The following is an 18915-nucleotide window of genomic DNA, read 5'->3' as shown; positions in this document are numbered from 1 at the left end:
ATCTTTTTTTTATAGTTAGCGATTTATGGCATTGAATAGCCGGTAGTTTTATAAATATAATCTTGAATTCTTTGATAAGTACCCGGGTTGCTGTGGCGATTAATTACTACCTGTTCACGGGTATTCGCCAACCAAAATACAATCCGCTGAGTACCATCACAGCTAAATACTTGGATACGACTCAAATCAATTATATATTCATTGCGGTCATAATTAAACTTAATCCAAAACCCTGTTTCTGGACTTTCTGCTGTTTGTGTTTTGATGTAATCGAGAATAATTTGATAGGTTTCTGGGTGAGTTTTTGGATTAATTACAATAGGATAGTTACCGTCTTTTAACCAAAAGGTTAGGCGATGATTTAAGCCAAAACAAAATGCACCGATGCTATGGAGATCGATAATATAGGTTTCTCTTTCATATATCAATTTAATCCAGTGCGCCACAAGATTACCTCAAATCTGTGATTCTTGCCATAATTAGTCTTAGGAAAAATGCAGCATTATAGATTACCAAAATCCAGCCCCAACCAACTGATAAAATTCAATTGGTGGGCGGTAATTGCTAGGACTTATCAGCGGAATTATTGACTACCGCCGGAGGTTTACTTTCTGACCCCAAGGTGGTTGTCTTGTCTTTCTTTAATAAATGACAAGCGGCTTGAATTAACCCTTTGAACAGGGGGTGGGGAGTATTAGGTCGAGATTGAAACTCAGGATGGAATTGGGTAGCAATGAAAAATGGATGCTCGGGAAATTCAATAATTTCTACCAAGCGACCATCTGGAGATGTACCACTGATCATATAACCGGTTTCCAAAAACAGACTCCGATAGGCATTATTAAACTCATACCGATGTCGGTGGCGTTCATAAACCACTTCCTGATCGTACAGTTTGGAGGCGAGGGTATCAGGCTTTAACCTACAAGGATATAACCCTAAACGCATAGTTCCACCAAGATCGACAACATCCTGCTGTTCTGGTAATAAGTTAATTACCGGGTTAGGGGTGTTGGGATCAAATTCGGCACTATCTGCGTTTGCTAGTCCCGCACAATAACGCGCCCATTCGATAATAGAACATTGCATCCCTAAGCATAGACCTAAAAATGGGATTTGATGTTCTCTGGCATAACGAATCGCCGCAATTTTACCATCAATTCCCCTCACCCCAAATCCCCCCGGTACAATAATACCGTGAACTTCTTTCAGGGCTGATTGTACATCATCAGTTTGTAGGTCTTCTGAATTTACCCATCTGAGATTGACTTCGGTTCCCACATCAATTGCTGCATGGCGCACGGCTTCTACTACGGATAGGTAAGCATCGCTTAACTGGATGTATTTACCGACGATCGCAATTTGTACCGTAGCGGGTTTGGTAGCCAGCAACCCACCTTTTTGGGTACGATAGAGGCGATCGACAAGAGTTTGCCAAGAACTCAGATCTGGCTGTCGCTGTTCTAATTGTAGAAGTTCCAAGGTTTGCTGGGCGAGTCCTTCTTTTTCCAAAATTAGGGGTACTTCGTAAATGCTATCAGCATCTTGGGCTGTAATCACACTCTCTACCTCTACATCGCAAAACTCGGAGATCTTCTCTTTTATCCCCATAGGTAAAGGGCGATCGCATCTACAAACCAGAATATCTGGTTGAATACCAATTGATCGCAATTCTTTCACAGAATGTTGAGTCGGCTTAGTTTTCATCTCCCCCGCCGCACTAATAAAAGGCATTAAGGTAACATGGAGATAGACCACATTTTTGCGGCCCACATCTTTCCGAAATTGTCGGATCGCCTCCAAAAAGGGTAAAGACTCGATATCCCCCACGGTTCCACCCACCTCTGTAATTACCACATCTGAGTGAGTATTCTGGGCTACCCTATGGATACGTTCCTTACACTCATTGGTAATATGGGGGATCACCTGGACTGTTCCCCCGTGATAGTCCCCCCGTCTCTCTTTATTGATTACAGCTTGATAAATCGCCCCCGCTGTCACACTATTTAGGCGGGACATAGAAGTGTCAGTAAATCTTTCATAATGTCCCAAGTCTAAATCAGTTTCTGCCCCATCTTGGGTAACAAACACCTCCCCATGCTGAAACGGACTCATAGTTCCCGGATCTACGTTAATATAGGGATCTAACTTGAGGATGGAGACCGAATAGTTACGGGATTTTAGCAAACGCCCTAAACTCGCGGCCACAATTCCCTTACCGATACTGGAGACGACCCCACCTGTAATAAAAACAAACTTAGCCATAAAAATGATCCAACGCTCACCCATTGGGACTACACTTATTCTGCCATAAAACTGAACCCTTGCTAGTTAAATCTTGACACTGAACACTTAATTTTTGTTAATGTTCGTTAATGTGTTTCCCTCTGGGCTAGACCAAAGCATCCTCCCGGCTACATTTGTTGACAGCCATTAAACCCCATTAGTATCACGATATTTAAACATATAATCTACTGGGAGATAATTGCTCAAATATAGAATCGGCTTTTCCAGCTAGATACTCCCCATAGCGCTGGGCTAAGGGTGGCACAAATACCAAGGGATTACTAAAGCCTGAAAATATATGGATTCCTGACCAATTCGGCACCGCACCTATCAGGGGTAAACCATCCCCGCTAAAGGCGACTAAACAGTGATGCCAAGTGGCTGGCAAATCGGCTAAACTCGGTAAAATTTTGGCGATCGCCTCTCGGATAGTTGCCTCACTTTCCGCCTGATTAATCACCGCGTTGGGATTACTCAAAGTTCGCGAAGGTTGCCCGATTCTCAAACGACCATCTAACAATTGTACAGCACTAGGGTCTATAATAAATGGTGCTAATTCCTGATAGGGGTCATCCCACAACTCTTCTAGTTCCGGCTGAGTAGCGATCGCTTCCAGCCTAAATCTGGGCATAGTCGCCGACATCACTACAGTTCTCAATTTTGGCGGCAATTTATCGGTTTCTAAAACCTCCGTATGAGTAAAGTGTATTTTTACTTTAATTCCCGCTGCTTTTAACAGTTCCCTACTCATACCACCCGCACAAACCACCACATTAGCAGCCGATAAATTTTCCCCATCTGCAATCACACCAGTTATCCGATTTCCCACTCTGATTAAATCAGAAACTATGCCAATTTTGACAGTTCCCCCTAACCGTTGGAAACCATGTATATATCCCTGGTTTAGAGCCTCTGGTAAAATGTGACCATGGCGCACCGTAAACGCACCAGCTATTTCTTCCGGGTTTAGTAGGGGTTCTAATTCGCAAGCGGTTTGAGTATCCACCCACCTAGGAGGAGTCACAAAAGGGGGATAATTAGCGGCTATAGCTTCCGGGTGAGTATCTCTGGGGACTGTTAACACCAGATCGACTTCCCGCAACTGTGTATCAACCCCTAACTCCTCTGATAAAACCTGATGGCGTTTCCGTCCCTGTTGACACAATTCATAGGTTAAATCATTATAACCCCCCCAATAAGCTAGTCCCCCATAACTGTAGCGCGTAGCATTTTCTGGGGTCGGAAACTGATCTATTAACATCACGGAAAATCCGGTTTTGGCTAATTCATAACTGAGGGAAGCACCAGCAATTCCCGCACCAACTACAATCCAATCAACAGTTTTCATGGTCTAATTTTTATATGGATTACCTAAGATTTTCCCATAAATAGCGATCGCACTACTATATTATTCATACCCACCCCAATGGTTCAGGAAAGGGTCAACCCCATAGTTACTATAGGCGATCGCTCCAGTGTCAGACCCCCTAAACCTATCACCTTACCCAATAACTTGGAAAGTGGCTATTCTGTTACTCATCCTGATGAGAATCGATATAAGCAAGCAACCATTTAGCTTCATCGAAATCTTCCATGATAGTTTTTAAGTCTAGTAATCCGATTAATTTATAAACATCAACAGCTTATGAACAGTTAAAATCGCCTTATTTTGTGCTTTAACTACTTCTATATAAATCGTAATATATATCATGTCTCACCGCCTTCATTTCATGATTTGTCTGAATTTTGGGTATATTACAGACATGAATGGATGGCTATGATTGGCTAACTCTATGTAATTCAAATTTATGTATATCAACGGAATATCTACCATCTTTTACCGCCTATAAGACCTTGCAGCCATGCTTGACCGACCAGAAAATTATCAAGCCAGTCCTCAAACTCATCTGATGACTTAAAATTTACCTCTGTCTCATTTTTCTGGTTTTTTTCAAATATTAATACATCCTCAATATCGAATGAATTTAGCAGCAATGGTGAATGAGTCGTTACGATTATTTGCGTATTTTTCGATGCTTGCTTGAGTGCATCTGTGATGGTATTAATCATGTCGGGATGAAGATTTGTTTCCGGCTCATCAATACAGACTAAGTTACCTCGTTCAGGGTTAAATAATATGGATAATAGCAAAAGATAGCGGAGGGTTCCATCTGAGATATGTTCCATAGAAACTGACTTAGCCAGATAATCTTCACGAAGGACTAAGTATAATTTAGAACCCAAAAAATTAAAATTGATGTCTTTAAAATGTGGGTTAATTTTCTTGATGGCTTGCTCGATTTCAGCATACCAGAGAGAATTGTTATTTCTGATGTTGTTAATAATCGTCATCAGGTTTTGTCCATCATGGGACAATTTTCTTTCAGTACCATAGCTGGAAGGTTGTCTGATGACACTTTCAAAGGTGGTATCAAAATAATAATAGACAGCTACCTCTTCTAAAGCTCTTTTTAAGGTGAAAATAGGATAAAATCTCTCCGGGTCTGAAATCTGACTTAAAACGGGTTCTGTGGATTTAAAATTGACCTGTTGACTTTCTTGGGGATATCTCTGAAAACCCACTTTTCCTTCTTCCCGAGTGGAAATAACTCCCTGGGCATTATTCATGTCCATGAAGATAAAATCATCTTGATCATCACTTCGGCAATATAGCTTTTCTTTCAAGTAATATGAAGTTGACCCCGCTTTAAAGATTGTGAGTTCGTAAATGGGATTAGTTTTAAATTGGAATCCTCTTCTATTGTGATTTTGGTGAATTGCATCTTTGCTAAATTCAAAGCCGAGTTTTATATAGTCTTTGGTGTCCTCATTAAAATTGGCCACGGCATCAAAGCCACTCCACTTTTTTAAAAAAGTCTTTTCCAATCCATTCCCGGCAATAATCTCATACAGTAAAGCGATCGCCTTTAACAAGTTGGATTTGCCACTACCATTAATACCTAGGAGAATATTCACACCAGGATTCAGCTTGATGGTTGTGGGTTTTCGGAAACTAAAAAAGTTTTCTAAGGTAATTTCTGACAGCATTCTTATGGATTTTTCTTTGATATGGTCTGTGTCTGTCTAAGTTATACAGCTTGTTCACCAGTCGCTTAATACATTGCCCTCACCCTAAATCTGGATCCCAGAAAGGGAGAGGGACTTTGAGAGGTGATCAGATGATTTCTGAACAGGCTGTAACTTGGATTATACTATAAAGATGCTTGATTTCGGTCTGGGGACTGTTTCTGGCTGCTGTCTTTTCATTCTTCCACACTTCTCCTCTTGATAGTCAGACAAGTTTGCGCCCCAACTAGGCTGGGGGTGAATGGCGACTATGGGGACTACAATCCTATCCATTTATGGGTAAAAATTAAGGCGGCGATATGGGTTCATATAAGATGGTTTTTCCTCGCCTTTGACCAGAATCTTGCCATCCCCGTTTATGTAGTTCTCCTAGGCGGTTTAAAGTGGTAATATATGGGGCGGAAACTCCCAAAATTTGCGCTAATTCTTTGCCGGTTTTTAAGCGAGAATCAACTTCTTTAGGTGATGGTTGGCGTGATGATGGTGGCGAGGGTTTTGATAACTTATTTGATAACTTACCAGCCGGGGATGCTGGCGGCGGTGGTGCAGAAGCGCGATCGCTCGCTTTTGAGTCTATATAATTCGGCAATATGTCCCGAATTTGGGGTTCCAGATTTTGTTGCAAATAATCTTCAATAATTTGTTTGATATCGAGATCCATTCTCCCATCTGAACCAGAGGAAAAGGCGATCGCTACCTGATGATCCAGAGGTGCCAGATAAATTTTGATTAACCCAACTAACACCTGTTCAGGGGACATTTGATAGGTCGCACAACGTTGCTGGAAATCCTGCCATAGCTTAGGATTAACCCTCAAATTAATCGAAACTTCATGGTTTGAGACAACCACAGAATTTACCCTATTGTAATAGCCTTTCTCATTATAGATTACTCCTTTTCTCGCCCAAATCACACGGAGAACAAAGGATAATTATACCCATTGTGCAAGTTATCCTAAAACCCTGCTATACTATTGATAAAGAAACTCAAAAAGACCTAATTATGAGCGCTTCCAAACCCTACCAGCCCTTGCTATTTCGCCTATTACACGGCTTAAATAGCCTTTTAGTATTTGGATGTATTATCACTGGCTATCTCGTTTACGAAAGCTACGATCGCCGTTTCGGGACTCTCTGGTTAATCCCGGAAGATAGCAACCTGATCGACATCCATGGAACCTGGGGATTTTTCCTATTTTTTATGGCCTTAGCCTTCACCTACTACAGCCTACGTCGGGGGAAAAAACGCCTCATCCAACCTGACACCCTAGCCCAACTCAAACGGACCCCACAGCCAATCTGGTGGTACACCCTCCATCGAATCACCAACACCATAGCCTTATTAGCCCTAGCACTAGCCGTCATTTCTGGGAAATTCCAGGACGAAAACTGGCTGAGGGTAGGGGAAACACACCATTTGTCGTATAATATCCACCTGTTAGCTTGGGCAATTATGATTGTGGCGATCGCCCTTCATGTTCTGATGGCGGCGCGGGTTGGAGGTGTTCCCCTGCTGCTGTCTATGGCTAATTCTCAAATCAAATCCAGCGACCATCCCCGTCTCTGGTGGGGTAACTTGCGAAACTGGCTAAAACATCCCCGAATTTGACTATAAAAACGGAAAAGGCACTTGGGAGTCTGGCCGAGTTTCGACCCCAAGTACCTCTTCCTTCAAACCTTACTCCTCACACTTGACAACCAATATATACTATTTTCCGAGATTGTCAAGAGCATTTCCCAATTAAGCCACCGCAGGCTGAGGCTGAAACTGGAACATCGAGTAAATCACATTCCGGCGAATATCCGTCATCATATCCAGGAAAAGTTCGTAACCCTCCCGTTTATACTCCACCAGCGGGTCTTTCTGACCATAGCCTCGCAGACCCACAGACTCCCGCAAAGCATCCATTTGCTGCAAATGTTCCCGCCACAGAGTATCAATCTGTTGGAGAATAAAAAACCTTTCCGCATCACGCATCAGTCCAGGGCGAATCTGATTTACCTGAGCCTCCTTAATATCATAGGCATTACGCAGTTGTTCATACAAGAAAGTCTTAATCTCCTCAACCGTCATATCAAACAACTGTTCAGAAGTCAGATCCTTCAGCAAATAAACAAACTCCTTCACCTTAGCCACCAAAGTCTCAAGATCCCACTCTTCCGAAGGCAGATCCGGGTTAATATAAGCCTCGACGATATCATCCATCGTCTTTTCGCCATACTTAATCACCTGTTCCTTGAGATCCTGACCTTCCAATACCCGGCGGCGTTCCGCATAAATAGCCCGACGCTGATTATTCATTACCTCGTCGTACTCGAACACCTGCTTACGGATATCATAATAATAAGTTTCTACCTTTTTCTGGGCATTTTCCAGCGATCGCGTCAACAACTTCGACTCAATAGGTAAATCCTCCTCCACCTGAAAAGCCGTCATCATCGCCGCCACCCGTTCACCACCAAAAATCCGTAGCAAATTATCTTCCAGACTCAAAAAGAAGCGAGTCGAACCCGGGTCTCCCTGACGACCAGCCCTTCCCCGCAACTGGTTATCTACCCGACGGGACTCATGGCGTTCTGTACCGATAACGTGCAATCCTCCCAGGGACACCACCTCATCATGTTCCTCATGAGTAAACACCTCATACTCAGCCACAATAGCCTGATAAACCTCCCGTATCCGCTGAACCACCACATCAGTAGTGGGAGCTTTTTCCGAGGCTACAGCTAGGATATCCTCAGCCATAAGTTCAGGAACACTACGTTCCCCATAAACCGACACCGCAAAATCTACCGCCGATCGCAGTTTCTCTTGAGTCTCTACCGACAACTCCGTGGGAAAAATTCCCGCCGCCACCTTCCAAACCTTCGGCTTATCAGCAGCAGCAAAACCCTGGGGCTTATTACGACGGGGACCCCCTCCGATTTGAGGGATAGCCAATTCTCGCTCATCTTGCGGTTTCACAATTCGGGGCATAAAATACTCCCGTAACTTCAACCGCGCCATATAATCAGCATTACCCCCCAGGATAATATCAGTTCCTCGCCCCGCCATGTTAGTAGCAATAGTTACAGCCCCTTTGCGACCAGCCTGCGCCACAATTTCTGATTCCCTTTCCACATTTTCCGGCTTCGCATTCAAAAGATTATGGGGAACCTCCTGCTGTGATAACAAACCAGAAAGCAACTCCGATTTTTCCACACTGGTAGTTCCCACCAATACAGGTCTACCCATATTGTGCATTTGCGCGCATTCAGTAGCGATCGCCAGCCATTTCCCCTGCTCAGTTTTATAAACCATATCCGACAAATCCGCACGAGCCGTCGGTCGGTTAGTCGGAACTACCGTCACCTGCAAATTATAAATCTTCTCAATTTCCGCCTCCTCAGTTTTCGCCGTCCCCGTCATCCCCGACAATTTGGGATATAGCAAAAAGAAATTTTGATAAGTAATTGTCGCCAAAGTTTGGGTTTCCGGCTGAATTTCCACACCTTCCTTAGCCTCGATCGCCTGATGTAAGCCATCACTCCAACGCCGACCCTGCATTACCCGTCCCGTGAACTCGTCTACAATAACGACTTCATCATCCCGAACGATATAATTAACATCCTTGATAAACAATTCTTTTGCTTTCAACGCATTAAACACAAAATGCGCCCAAGGGTCATTAGGATCATATAAATCCTTAACCCCCAAAAACTCTTCCGCCGCCGCAAAACCCTCATCCGTCAGCAGAACATTACGCGCCTTTTCGTCCACCTCATAATGTTCCTTATCCTTCTGTAGCGCCTTCGCCACCTCCGCCGCCCTCATATACTTCTCACTAGGACGTTCTACCTGACCAGAGATAATCAACGGAGTGCGCGCCTCATCAATTAGCACCGAGTCCACTTCGTCAATAATGCAATAATTGAAAGGACGCTGCACCACCTCTTCCATAGAGGTCGCCATATTATCCCGCAAATAGTCAAACCCAACCTCACTGTTAGTTGCGTAGGTAATATCACAGCTATAGTTCTTTTTCCGTTCCTCTGGACCCATTCCCTGCTGGATTAATCCCACACTCAACCCCAGAAAACGGTGTACCTGTCCCATCCACTCAGCATCACGACGCGCTAAATAATCATTAACCGTGATAATATGCACCCCGTGACCTGATAACCCATTTAGATAAGCCGGGAGGGTCGAAACCAGGGTTTTTCCTTCCCCCGTTTTCATCTCCGCGATTTCCCCCTTATGTAAAATCATACCCCCCAGCACCTGAACATCAAAGTGCCGCATTCCTAACACCCGTCGGGAAGCCTCCCTGACTACAGCAAACGCTAACGGTAAAATTTCCTCCAGGATTTGTTCCCTTTCCTCCCGGTTTTTGGCTTTCGCCAACATCTCCTTAAACTCCCCCGTCTTTGCCTTTAGACCTTCATCGGAGAGCGATCGCACATCTTCCTCTAGGATATTAACATCCGTCACTACAGGCTGATATTTTTTGATTTTCCGGGCATTAGGATCGCCCAGCAGAGCTTTAAGCATAGCAATAACAGGATAATCTCAACACTTTCCTATCTAGTATAGGGTTTATTCTTTACCATGAAACTCCCATAGCCAGATCTTTTCCAATGCGATCGCATCCCTGTTGGTTTAGATTATAATTACTGATTGCCATTGCTTTTTATGTTTCCTGAGTATTTACCCCCACTGGCTGAACCACTCACCGAATTGACTTCTATCTCCCTCGCTGAAGCAATTATTGCTCAACCCATAACCCTCCCAGCCGTCCCTCAACCTATCCTCACTACCTATGTCCGCCAAGGAAACCCACAGCCTCCCATTCTTCTCCTACACGGTTTCGATAGTTCCGTCCTAGAGTTTCGCCGACTCTTACCACTATTAGCTAATACCACCGAAACCTGGGCCGTGGATCTATTGGGCTTTGGCTTTACGCAGCGATCGCCTTATTTAACCGTTAATCCTGCTCATATCCTAGCCCATCTCTACGCTTTCTGGCAATCCCGCATCAATCAGCCAGTTATCTTAGTTGGCGCTTCTATGGGAGGTGCTACAGCCATCGACTTTACCCTAAATCATCCCCACGCTGTACAATCTCTCGTCCTAATTGATAGTGCCGGAATCAATAAAGGTCCCATCGCTGGCAAGTTTTTATTTCCACCCTTCGACTATCTCGCTACCGAATTTCTGCGACAACCCAAAGTTCGCCAAAGTATCAGCGAAAACGCCTATTTTGACAAAACCCTCGCCTCCCGTGATGCTCAGTTATGCGCCGCGTGGCATCTACAATCACCATTATGGAATCGCGGTTTAATTGAGTTTACCAAAAGTGGCGGTTATGGTGCTTTTGGCGATCGCTTAAATACTATTCAACAACCCACCTTAATTTTATGGGGCAACAATGACAAAATCTTGGGAACCAAAGATGCCGATAAATTCCGAACCGCTATCCCTAACAGTAAACTTATCTGGATTGACAAATGCGGTCATGTTCCCCACCTCGAACAGCCACAAATTACCGCCAATCAAATACTCGAATTTGTCAATTAGCCACCCTCTCCCCCGCCCCCGCCTCATTCCCCCCAACCCTTGACAATTCCCCTCCCCATCAGTTACCATATTCTTGTGGGGGTTACATGGCTATACGCTTGATTTTTTATTCAATATCCCGTCCGCGCCTCATTTCCCCCCAACCCTTGACAATTCCCTTCCCCATCAGTTACCATATTCTTGTGGGGGTTACATGGCTATACGCTTGATTTTTTATTCAACATCCCGTCCGCGCCTCATTTCCCCCCAACCCTTGACAATTCCCCCCCCATCAGTTACCATATTCTTGTGGGGGTTACATGGCTATACGCTTGATTTTTTATTCAACATCTCGTCCGCGCCTCATTTCCGCCAACCCTTGACAATTCCCCTCCCCATCAGTTACCATATTCTTGTGGGGGTTACATGGGTATACGCTTGATTTTTTATTCAACATAGAGCGATCGCCTCTATTAAATACATATCCTGCCAGAGGGAATATGATCCAACAACTTACCATTACAGTTCTGGTAGAAAATACAGCCGGGGGGAAAGGACTGCTAGGAGAACACGGGCCGTCTATTCTAGTGGAATTAGAATTTCATTCTAAATCGGAGGTATAACTATCATTCTGAGCGAAGGCATCGGCATCCAGTTCTAATACTTCGATCGCTTTCGTTTTCACCCCGATTCCATATTCGATTAACAGATCCAGCAGTTTTTCTCCGTTGATTAACGTGATTGGCGGCGCACCCGGGGCGAACGCCACCTCCACCGTCCCCTTGGAAAAATCGCCCGTGGTGATAATCGTACCCCGCACCGCTTGAAACCGATACAAACACCCCCGCAAAGCATCCAAAATTGGTCTTTGAATGTTCCCCTGTTGTCGCTTCACCTGCACCACTTCCCGCACCGAAGTGATCCCCAGTTCGATATCCGCGACCACATCGACTCCCTTATCATTCGTCGGTGATGTCACCTCCACATTTTGATAATTCATTGCCTCCAACAATTGCTTGATCAAATACTCAAAAGCGGTGGGAGCCATCGTCGATAGGATTTCTTGAATGCTGGATCTGACCGAGGCTTTCTGCTCTTTAACCAGGGTTAAAATTTCCTGTACTTTCCCCCCGCCGTCGAGTTCTTCATCGCCTCCCGAATCTTTCAAATAATTCAAACCCGCGTCGGTAATGCTGTAGGTTGTCCCCGTTTTGATCAATAATTCGCGATCGGCTAAATTGTAAAGCCGCCGCCACAGCGTATCTTTGATGGTGCTGTCTGTGCCGAATTGGGAGTAACGCTTGAGATAGTCCGACCAATCGGGTACAAAATCTCCGCGACGACCTCCCCCTTTTTCAGCCACCACACTTAGTAATTTTAATAAGCCTTCCCGTTCGTCAATTTGTTTTTCAACGTCTCCCAAGGAATGGCAGATAAAATCCCGTCCCGCATCAGTTAATACAACTTTCCCCCCTGAATCGTCTTCCAGCAATTCATAGATTCGAGACAGCAGCCAGTGTCCGTAAACGTGACGGGGGTTCACCCGGCGATCGCTTCCCGTCCAAATCGCCTCCGCCAGTTCTCGATTTTCCCCTTCCAGGCGTTCGGAGATCCAGCGATCAGGATTGGTCCAATCTACCGGATTTTGGGGGGTTCCCGACAGACTCATTATCGCCGATCGCAGTCCCGTGATTTGCGCGCGATCGCGTCCATTCCAAATCGGTAAAATCAATCTCAATTCCGAATAGGTGGGAAAGTGGGGAATTTTAACCCGGCGTTCGGTTTGCGGGTCTGATGTCGTCGAATTCGATTCGGAATCCATCGAGGTTACATCCCATTTTCTCAACCCAAAAACCCCGCGATTAATCTTCACGAAGCGACTGTGATCGCCCTTCTGTTTGATTTCGACGGCGATGATGGCGTTGAGGGTGGCTTCGGGACTTTTGCCGTTCGTTGGAATTAAATTCCGTGCGATCGCGATTTCAGCAATTTTGCGATAGTGCAGGGGAGAGCCAACATCTTCTAAAACTTGAATGGCAGCATCGGCGAAAGACATAGGAATCGTTAAAAATCAGAAATCATCAATTTTGTCACATCTAAAACAACCCGATTCGGCGAGATCTCCAATTAAAAGGACAACTCGATCCGCAATGGGGAGCCAGAATTTAATCCAAGATTTGCTTTACATCTTAGGACAATAAGGTACAATACCCCCAAAGATTCGCAACTCAATCAATAATGAGTATACGGTCAAACCCCAGACCATGCCAAATTTCCCTGACGACATACTCATCAAGTCGGATTCTTCATGGTAAAATCCAATCATGCCTTACAAAGCTTTCCGAACCAAACTAAAACTCAATGACTGTCATCGCACCTTGATGGCCAAACACGCGGGGTATGCTCGGTTCGTGTTTAATTGGGGATTACACTTATGGAGGTCAGCTTATGAAGAGGGACTCAAGCCTAATATCAACTCCATTAAAAAGGTTTTTACTAATTATGTGAAACCTCAATATCCTTGGATGTCCGAATTGTCTTCTAAAGTTTATCAATATGCCTTCATTAATCTAGGGGATGCCTTTAAGCGCTTCTTCAAAGGAATAAGCAGTTATCCTCAATTTAAGAAGAAAGGCCACCATGATAGCTTTACCCTTGACAATTCCGGAAAGCCATTCAAGTTGTCAGGAACTCGCCATAAGCTGCCTTTTGTGGGCTGGGTTTCTACATTTGAGGCACAACCCGAAAGTTGGGTTAAGAAAGTCACTATAACGCGCCAAGCAGGTGACTGGTATATGAGCTTTTTCGTAGAAATCACGCCAGAAATTACACCGAAATATCGAGAGAGAATCGGGGTAGACCTAGGAATTAACAATTGGGCGACTTGCTCCGATGGGACCCAATTCTCTAATCCCAAGGCTTATAAAGCAGCCACCCAAAAACTAGCTCGATTACAACGCCATTTAAGTCGCAAAGTCAAAGGCTCAAAAAATTGGGCTAAATGTGTCTTAAAAGTTCAAAAGCTACATCAAAGAGTAGCAAACATTCGGCGGGACACGATTCATAAAATAACTACTTTTTTGGCTAAAAACCACAGCCAAGTAGTCATTGAAGATTTGAATGTGTCTGGAATGCTGAAAAATCATGGTTGGGCGGGTTCTATCGCTGATGCTTCATTTTATGAGTTCCGTCGGCAACTAGGTTACAAGGCAGAACGTTATGGTTCAAAGTTGATTATTGCCGATAGATTTTATCCATCCAGTCAACTGTGTTCTAATTGCGGTTATCGTCAAAAAATGCCCCTAGTCCGTCGGACTTTTGAATGTCCAAACTGTGGCCTGAAGATTGATAGAGATTTGAACGCCAGTATAAATTTAGAAAAATCGCCGGGTTCCGACGATTACACTTGTGGACGGGGTGCTGCCGACAGTCCCGGACGAAGCCAGAAATAAACATCAAGATCCGGCTATGTCCGGTTTTGTTTAAGTTTTATAGAGCAGGTTATGGGGTGTTGGTTCCGAATTGCAGGCGGGTTCCTACGCGAACATCAATGCTACATCCAAGATGCCATAGATGGGCGATCGCATTAATGCCTGTACAGTGGTTAGCGCCTAGTAGTTGGACTTGATAATGCTTTAATTGGGCGGCGGTGGCTTCCAGGCGCTCTGGGTTAGCCTTTAACAGGTGCATACCTGATACATTTACGCGACATTTATCCGGCTATTGCCTGACAATGCGACGATAGCACTATTACCCGTTAAGGTAACAGAGGCGGTATCCCGCAAAGCTTTTAGAAAGATTCCAAAAGCACCGTTCCAGTCCCTGGGTAGAGTGAACCCACACTCCGGACATCGGAACACTTTTGAGCCACCTAGCTGGGAATGCACATGACCACAGTGAGTACAGGTTTTGCTGGTGTATTCTTCCGTCACATCTACAACTGTGGTTCCAGTTATCTCGGCTTGATGTCTCAGGGTTAGTTTGAATCGATAATGCGCCCATGTCAGCATGGCGCGGGCAGTCTTAGACCTGATTTTCCGCTTTGCTTTGGCAACCATATCGGAAGTCTCGAAGGTGGGCAAAAAAATTAGGCTGTAGTTGTGAGTCAAGTAGTGAGCAATTTGTTTGTGGGCTTCATCAACTAGATTGCGAATTTTGGTTCTCATTCGTTGAGCCGCTTGCCTCATCCGTCGCCTTCTTGAACGACAGGGTTCCTTGGCGATTCGGCTCATCAAATCATCCAAATGTTGACATAGCCTAGTAATGCCTCCAATATCCCCGGAGCCCAATTCCAGAAATCGTGAACCATCAAACCCGGTTATGAAAGTTCGCACACCCGGGTCTAATGCAATTACGCCATTCGCTTCAGTTGGGGTAACGGCAACTGGTTCAGGGAAAATCGCCAACCATCGACCTTTGGTAAACACCAACTGAGTCCCTTGCCCGCAAGTTTTAGGGATAGCTTCGGAAACCATGAAAGTTAATCCTTTCGTTAGTCTTGGATACCAACTCCCTGAAGAGAAATTAGTATTATTGAACTTAATCCCTTGAGAGCTGTCACGACAACTTCTAAACCTGGCATCAGGACTGGCGGTCAAAGCCTGATAGGCATCAAAGATGGCATTTTGCCGAATGTGGCAGGGTGTTTCTTTGACCCATGCAGGCAAGTCGCTCTGCATCACTTTATTGCGTAACTTTAACTTGCTTAGTCGTTTACCACTCCGGGATAATGCAATTGCTTGGTTGTAGCAATACCGACAAGCGGCTAACCATTTGCGCCAGACTTGATTTAGCTCCGGGCTGGGGTAAATCCGGATCTTCTTTGACCTGAGTTTTGTATTTACTCCGTCCGTATAATCGGGAACTGAAGCAGTGGAGGATGGCGAGGATGTCCTCAACCATTTCTGGTTCTGGACTGAGACTTGTCTGGTTGAGAACCATGAGTGAGCACCTGTTTTGCTCATAGAGCCATCGAAACAAGTCAAATCCCCATATTGCCAATCGGTCTGGGTGGGCAACGACAACCATGCCGACATCTCCTGACAAATGATGTCCCAGTAAGGCCAGCATTTTCTTTCCCTTGAAGTTGAGCCCGCCTCGGATTTCTGAGACGACTTCTGCTTCGGGGTAGAGGTTGGACAGTGCGGCCACCTGTCGGTTGAGGTCGGACTGCTGGGCGCGGCTACTAACTCTGGCATAGATAACGACTTTGCGTTTGTCACTGCCTGATTTGGCAGTATATCACTCAACGTTGTATCGTCGTTGCCCAGCGGGGGTTCTGATGGTCTCGATTGAGCCATTGTCGTCCCATCTGCGGAGTGTTCTTTCATGGACTCCAAGGATTTGGGCGGCTTCCTTGGGTTTGACATATCTGGCAATAGGTTTATCCTCAACCCTTCTCGCTTATTATACTGTATTGCCCTAAAATATTAACCGAATTTGTGATTAAATCATGCTCCCACGCTGAAAAATTGATTTTTTATTCAACAATCTCGGCCGCGCCTCATTCCCCCCAACCCTTGACAATTCCCCTCCCCATCAGTTAGCATATTCTTGTGGGGGTTACATGGCTATACGCTTGATTTTTTATTCAACAATCTCGGCCGCGCCTCATTCCCCCCAACCGTTGACAATTCCCCTCCTCATCAGTTACCATATTCTTGTGGGGGTTACATGGCTATACGCTTGATTTTTTATTCAACACAGCGATCGCGCCTCATTTCCCCCAACCCTTGACAATTCCCCTCCCCATCAGTTACCATATTCTTGTGGGGGTTACATGGCTATACGCTTGATTTTTTATTCAACACAGCGATCGCGCCCATATTCAGGGGATGAGCAACAACTTTTGAGGGGGAATTTTTCATTCCCCTGCTAACAACCAAAAACCCGTATAAGTTACCCCAGAATCATCAGGTTGAATCAAGAGAAAATGTAATCCCTTAGCCAAGCGTTTACGAGTCTCAAACATCCGCGCCGCCTGAGCGACATCATCATCATCAAAAGTAGCAACTACCCAGCGATCGCTCAACCCCGCCTCTAAAATCAAGCCATCAGGTTGTCCGGGAATGTAATTCAAGCCGACAGGTTTAACCGACTGTAACCATCTAGCCAAGCGCATAGACTGGCGACCCCCATCAATAACCACCCCGGAAATAGCAACGGTAGAAGCCAGACCCAAATTCAGGGGTAGTAAAAATGATGGCATATCCAAAATAGGAATAGGGCGATCGCCAAAGACTTCCTGAAGGTCTCCCGCTGGAAGAGTCGCAAACCGCCAGCGCGTCCCCCAGAGATTTTCCGGTAGAGGTAAAGGGGGTAATTTATCAATAGCCAAAGGATCATAATCCTCGCCAGTATAACCTGGCATTTGGGGATAAATTAACATCATCTCTGCCAGCAATTTTTTTAAACCCAGCGTCCGACGAGTCCCCTGGACAGTCACCCCCAACTGTTTACCCACCACCTCAAAGAGATTCAAGCAAGCAGGTCGAAACACCTGAATCAGATCAGGTTGATCAGTGTCCCAAATTTCTTCTAACTGTTTCAGCAGCCAAGTAGAGTTAGCTTCCGACTGAGGACAAGTCGCCACCAATAAGCGATCGCCCAATTCATCACAAAGTAACAGTTCCCACAAAGGCTGTCCGCTGTCATCCCGAAGAGGACGGCGATAAAAATCAGCTTGCCATATCCGCATAAAAAATCAAGCCATTAGTGAATCATTTAATCAATCTTAAAGTCAAAGGATAGCGATATCTGATACCCTCATTAGCTTTGCTGGCTGCCACAATAGTAAAAATCAAATCAAACAACAACACCGCAAATAGCAGAGGAATTCCAACTAAAAACACAATCAACACGATGGATACAAACAGATATATCAAAATGCTGATTTGAAAATTCAACGCTTCTTTAGCTTGATATTCAACAAATGGCATCTCATCCTTTTTCAGCAGCCAAATCACCAAAGGTCCAACGATATTAGCCACAGGTATGACATAACCCACAAAAGAGCTCAGGTGTGCGATCATACCCCAAGTTCTGCTTTCTTGATCTATCTGTTCCGTCGATCAGTCATGTTGCCTCCATAGCTAAGTATGATGCCACTGTTGATCTATCTTAATACCATTTTAAGCAGATAGTACCTTAGCGCACCCCGTAGAACCATCAACTGTGATAGGTTAGGTAGAGAAAAAGCCTACTAATTAGGGTATCAACTAGCTAATTATACAAATGGGAACCGAAACAATCGTACTGCTATCGAGCCGAGAAATTGAAAAGATGCGCCAAGCCGGAAAGTTAGCCGCGCAACTACTGAACCACCTAGAACCGATGGTTAAACCAGGAGTCAGTACCCTAGAACTCAACGATGAAGCCGAACGCTGGACTCAGGCTCATGGTGCCCGTAGCGCTCCCCTCGGTTATAATGGGTTCCCCAAGTCTATTTGTACCAGTGTTAACGAAGTTATCTGTCACGGTATCCCCAGCGCCAAGCAGATTCTTCAAGATGGAGATATCATCAATATTGATGTCACCCCTATAGTTGATGGCTACCACGGCGACACCTCAAAAACCTTTTTTGTAGGTAATCCTTCCCCGACGGCTCAAAAATTGGTTGAAGTCACGGAGGAATGTTTGCGGCGGGCTATTGCGACGGTGAAACCGGGTAGTCGCATAGGGGATATTGGGGCTGCTATTCAAGAGTACGCGGAAAGTTATGGGTTTTCTGTAGTGCGGGATTTTGTCGGTCACGGGGTTAATACCGTCTTTCATACAGCACCGCAAATTCCCCATTATGGAACCCGTGGAAAAGGTAAAAAACTGCGCTCAGGAATGGTTTTTACGATTGAACCGATGATTAATGAGGGAACCTGGGAAGCAGAGGTACTCGATGATGGTTGGACAGCAATTACCACAGATGGTAAGCTGTCTGCTCAATTTGAACACACGATCGCTGTAACTGACCAGGGAGTTGATATTTTAACTTTACCATAGCGATCTTGGTTA

16 protein-coding genes and 1 pseudogene are annotated in these 18915 nt (G+C 45.0%); 5 read left to right on the top strand and 12 right to left on the bottom strand.

Annotation, left to right across the window (positions count from 1 at the left end):
* Positions 1-23 precede the first annotated feature (23 nt).
* The 3 genes from XZ46_RS18480 to XZ46_RS18470 all read right to left on the bottom strand — a co-directional run bounded on the left by XZ46_RS18480 (position 24) and on the right by XZ46_RS18470 (position 3634).
* Entirely contained in the window at positions 24-446 is a 423-nt protein-coding gene (locus XZ46_RS18480; protein ID WP_006624350.1) for a hypothetical protein, read from the bottom strand.
* Between the two features lie 118 nt (positions 447-564).
* Positions 565-2265 carry a CTP synthase gene (gene pyrG / locus XZ46_RS18475; RefSeq protein WP_048895441.1) on the bottom strand — a complete coding sequence of 567 codons (1701 nt, stop codon included), beginning with the start codon at positions 2263-2265 and terminating at the stop codon, positions 565-567.
* A gap of 193 nt (positions 2266-2458) precedes the next feature.
* Positions 2459-3634: an NAD(P)/FAD-dependent oxidoreductase gene (locus XZ46_RS18470; protein ID WP_006624352.1), complete on the bottom strand. Its 1176-nt coding sequence runs from the start codon at positions 3632-3634 to the stop codon at positions 2459-2461.
* A 78-nt stretch (positions 3635-3712) separates the two neighbouring features.
* On the opposite strand from XZ46_RS18470, the gene XZ46_RS35495 reads away from it, so the two are divergent.
* Positions 3713-3862 (top strand): hypothetical protein, encoded by a 150-nt coding sequence (locus XZ46_RS35495; protein WP_006624353.1) that lies wholly within the window; start codon positions 3713-3715, stop codon positions 3860-3862.
* Between the two features lie 251 nt (positions 3863-4113).
* Here the strand turns inward: XZ46_RS35495 and XZ46_RS18465 are convergent, their stop codons facing one another.
* Both XZ46_RS18465 and XZ46_RS18460 read right to left on the bottom strand, forming a co-directional pair.
* A complete protein-coding gene (locus tag XZ46_RS18465) occupies positions 4114-5334 on the bottom strand; it encodes an AAA family ATPase (RefSeq protein WP_006624354.1) in 1221 nt (406 codons plus the stop codon).
* A gap of 325 nt (positions 5335-5659) precedes the next feature.
* The gene (locus XZ46_RS18460; protein WP_006624355.1) at positions 5660-6223 is read right to left on the bottom strand and encodes a hypothetical protein; all 564 of its coding nucleotides are present in this window, start codon (positions 6221-6223) and stop codon (positions 5660-5662) included.
* Between the two features lie 92 nt (positions 6224-6315).
* Here XZ46_RS18460 and XZ46_RS18455 point away from each other — a divergent pair, with 92 nt between their 5' ends.
* Positions 6316-6981 carry a cytochrome b/b6 domain-containing protein gene (locus XZ46_RS18455; RefSeq protein WP_006624356.1) on the top strand — a complete coding sequence of 222 codons (666 nt, stop codon included), beginning with the start codon at positions 6316-6318 and terminating at the stop codon, positions 6979-6981.
* Between the two features lie 132 nt (positions 6982-7113).
* On the opposite strand, the gene secA is transcribed toward XZ46_RS18455, so the two are convergent.
* Positions 7114-9903 carry a preprotein translocase subunit SecA gene (gene secA, locus XZ46_RS18450; RefSeq protein WP_006624357.1) on the bottom strand — a complete coding sequence of 930 codons (2790 nt, stop codon included), beginning with the start codon at positions 9901-9903 and terminating at the stop codon, positions 7114-7116.
* 141 nt (positions 9904-10044) lie between these two features.
* Here secA and XZ46_RS18445 point away from each other — a divergent pair, with 141 nt between their 5' ends.
* Positions 10045-10929, top strand: coding sequence for an alpha/beta fold hydrolase (locus XZ46_RS18445; RefSeq protein WP_006624358.1), 885 nt, complete (start codon positions 10045-10047; stop codon positions 10927-10929).
* Positions 10930-11509: 580 nt separating this feature from the next.
* Here XZ46_RS18445 and XZ46_RS18440 read toward each other — a convergent pair.
* Entirely contained in the window at positions 11510-12964 is a 1455-nt protein-coding gene (locus XZ46_RS18440) for a restriction endonuclease (protein WP_008052458.1), read from the bottom strand.
* A gap of 268 nt (positions 12965-13232) precedes the next feature.
* Here XZ46_RS18440 and XZ46_RS18435 point away from each other — a divergent pair, with 268 nt between their 5' ends.
* On the top strand, positions 13233-14360 hold the full coding sequence (locus tag XZ46_RS18435) for an RNA-guided endonuclease InsQ/TnpB family protein (protein ID WP_008052456.1): 1128 nt from the start codon (positions 13233-13235) through the stop codon (positions 14358-14360).
* A 49-nt stretch (positions 14361-14409) separates the two neighbouring features.
* Here the strand turns inward: XZ46_RS18435 and XZ46_RS18430 are convergent, their stop codons facing one another.
* The 5 genes and pseudogenes from XZ46_RS18430 to XZ46_RS18410 all read right to left on the bottom strand — a co-directional run bounded on the left by XZ46_RS18430 (position 14410) and on the right by XZ46_RS18410 (position 17939).
* Positions 14410-14598: a hypothetical protein gene (locus XZ46_RS18430; protein WP_008052455.1), complete on the bottom strand. Its 189-nt coding sequence runs from the start codon at positions 14596-14598 to the stop codon at positions 14410-14412.
* Positions 14599-14609: 11 nt separating this feature from the next.
* Positions 14610-15806, bottom strand: coding sequence for an RNA-guided endonuclease InsQ/TnpB family protein (locus XZ46_RS18425; RefSeq protein ID WP_082113536.1), 1197 nt, complete (start codon positions 15804-15806; stop codon positions 14610-14612).
* A pseudogene (locus XZ46_RS18420) lies at positions 15715-16287 on the bottom strand (IS607 family transposase); the annotation flags it as partial. The pseudogene XZ46_RS18420 and the gene XZ46_RS18425, both read right to left, overlap by 92 nt.
* Positions 16288-16771: 484 nt before the next feature.
* Positions 16772-17605, bottom strand: a complete 834-nt coding sequence (locus tag XZ46_RS18415) for a Tab2/Atab2 family RNA-binding protein (RefSeq protein WP_006624366.1) — start codon at positions 17603-17605, stop codon at positions 16772-16774.
* 22 nt (positions 17606-17627) lie between these two features.
* Positions 17628-17939 carry a DUF4870 domain-containing protein gene (locus XZ46_RS18410; RefSeq protein WP_008052389.1) on the bottom strand — a complete coding sequence of 104 codons (312 nt, stop codon included), beginning with the start codon at positions 17937-17939 and terminating at the stop codon, positions 17628-17630.
* Between the two features lie 202 nt (positions 17940-18141).
* On the opposite strand from XZ46_RS18410, the gene map reads away from it, so the two are divergent.
* Positions 18142-18903: a type I methionyl aminopeptidase gene (gene map, locus XZ46_RS18405; protein ID WP_006624368.1), complete on the top strand. Its 762-nt coding sequence runs from the start codon at positions 18142-18144 to the stop codon at positions 18901-18903.
* Positions 18904-18915 lie beyond the last annotated feature (12 nt).

This window comes from Limnospira indica PCC 8005 (assembly GCF_000973065.1).
In the GTDB taxonomy this organism is placed as follows: domain Bacteria; phylum Cyanobacteriota; class Cyanobacteriia; order Cyanobacteriales; family Microcoleaceae; genus Limnospira; species Limnospira fusiformis.
The sequence above is the reverse complement of the archived record's forward strand: the minus strand, read 5'-3'. Positions and strand labels throughout refer to the sequence as shown.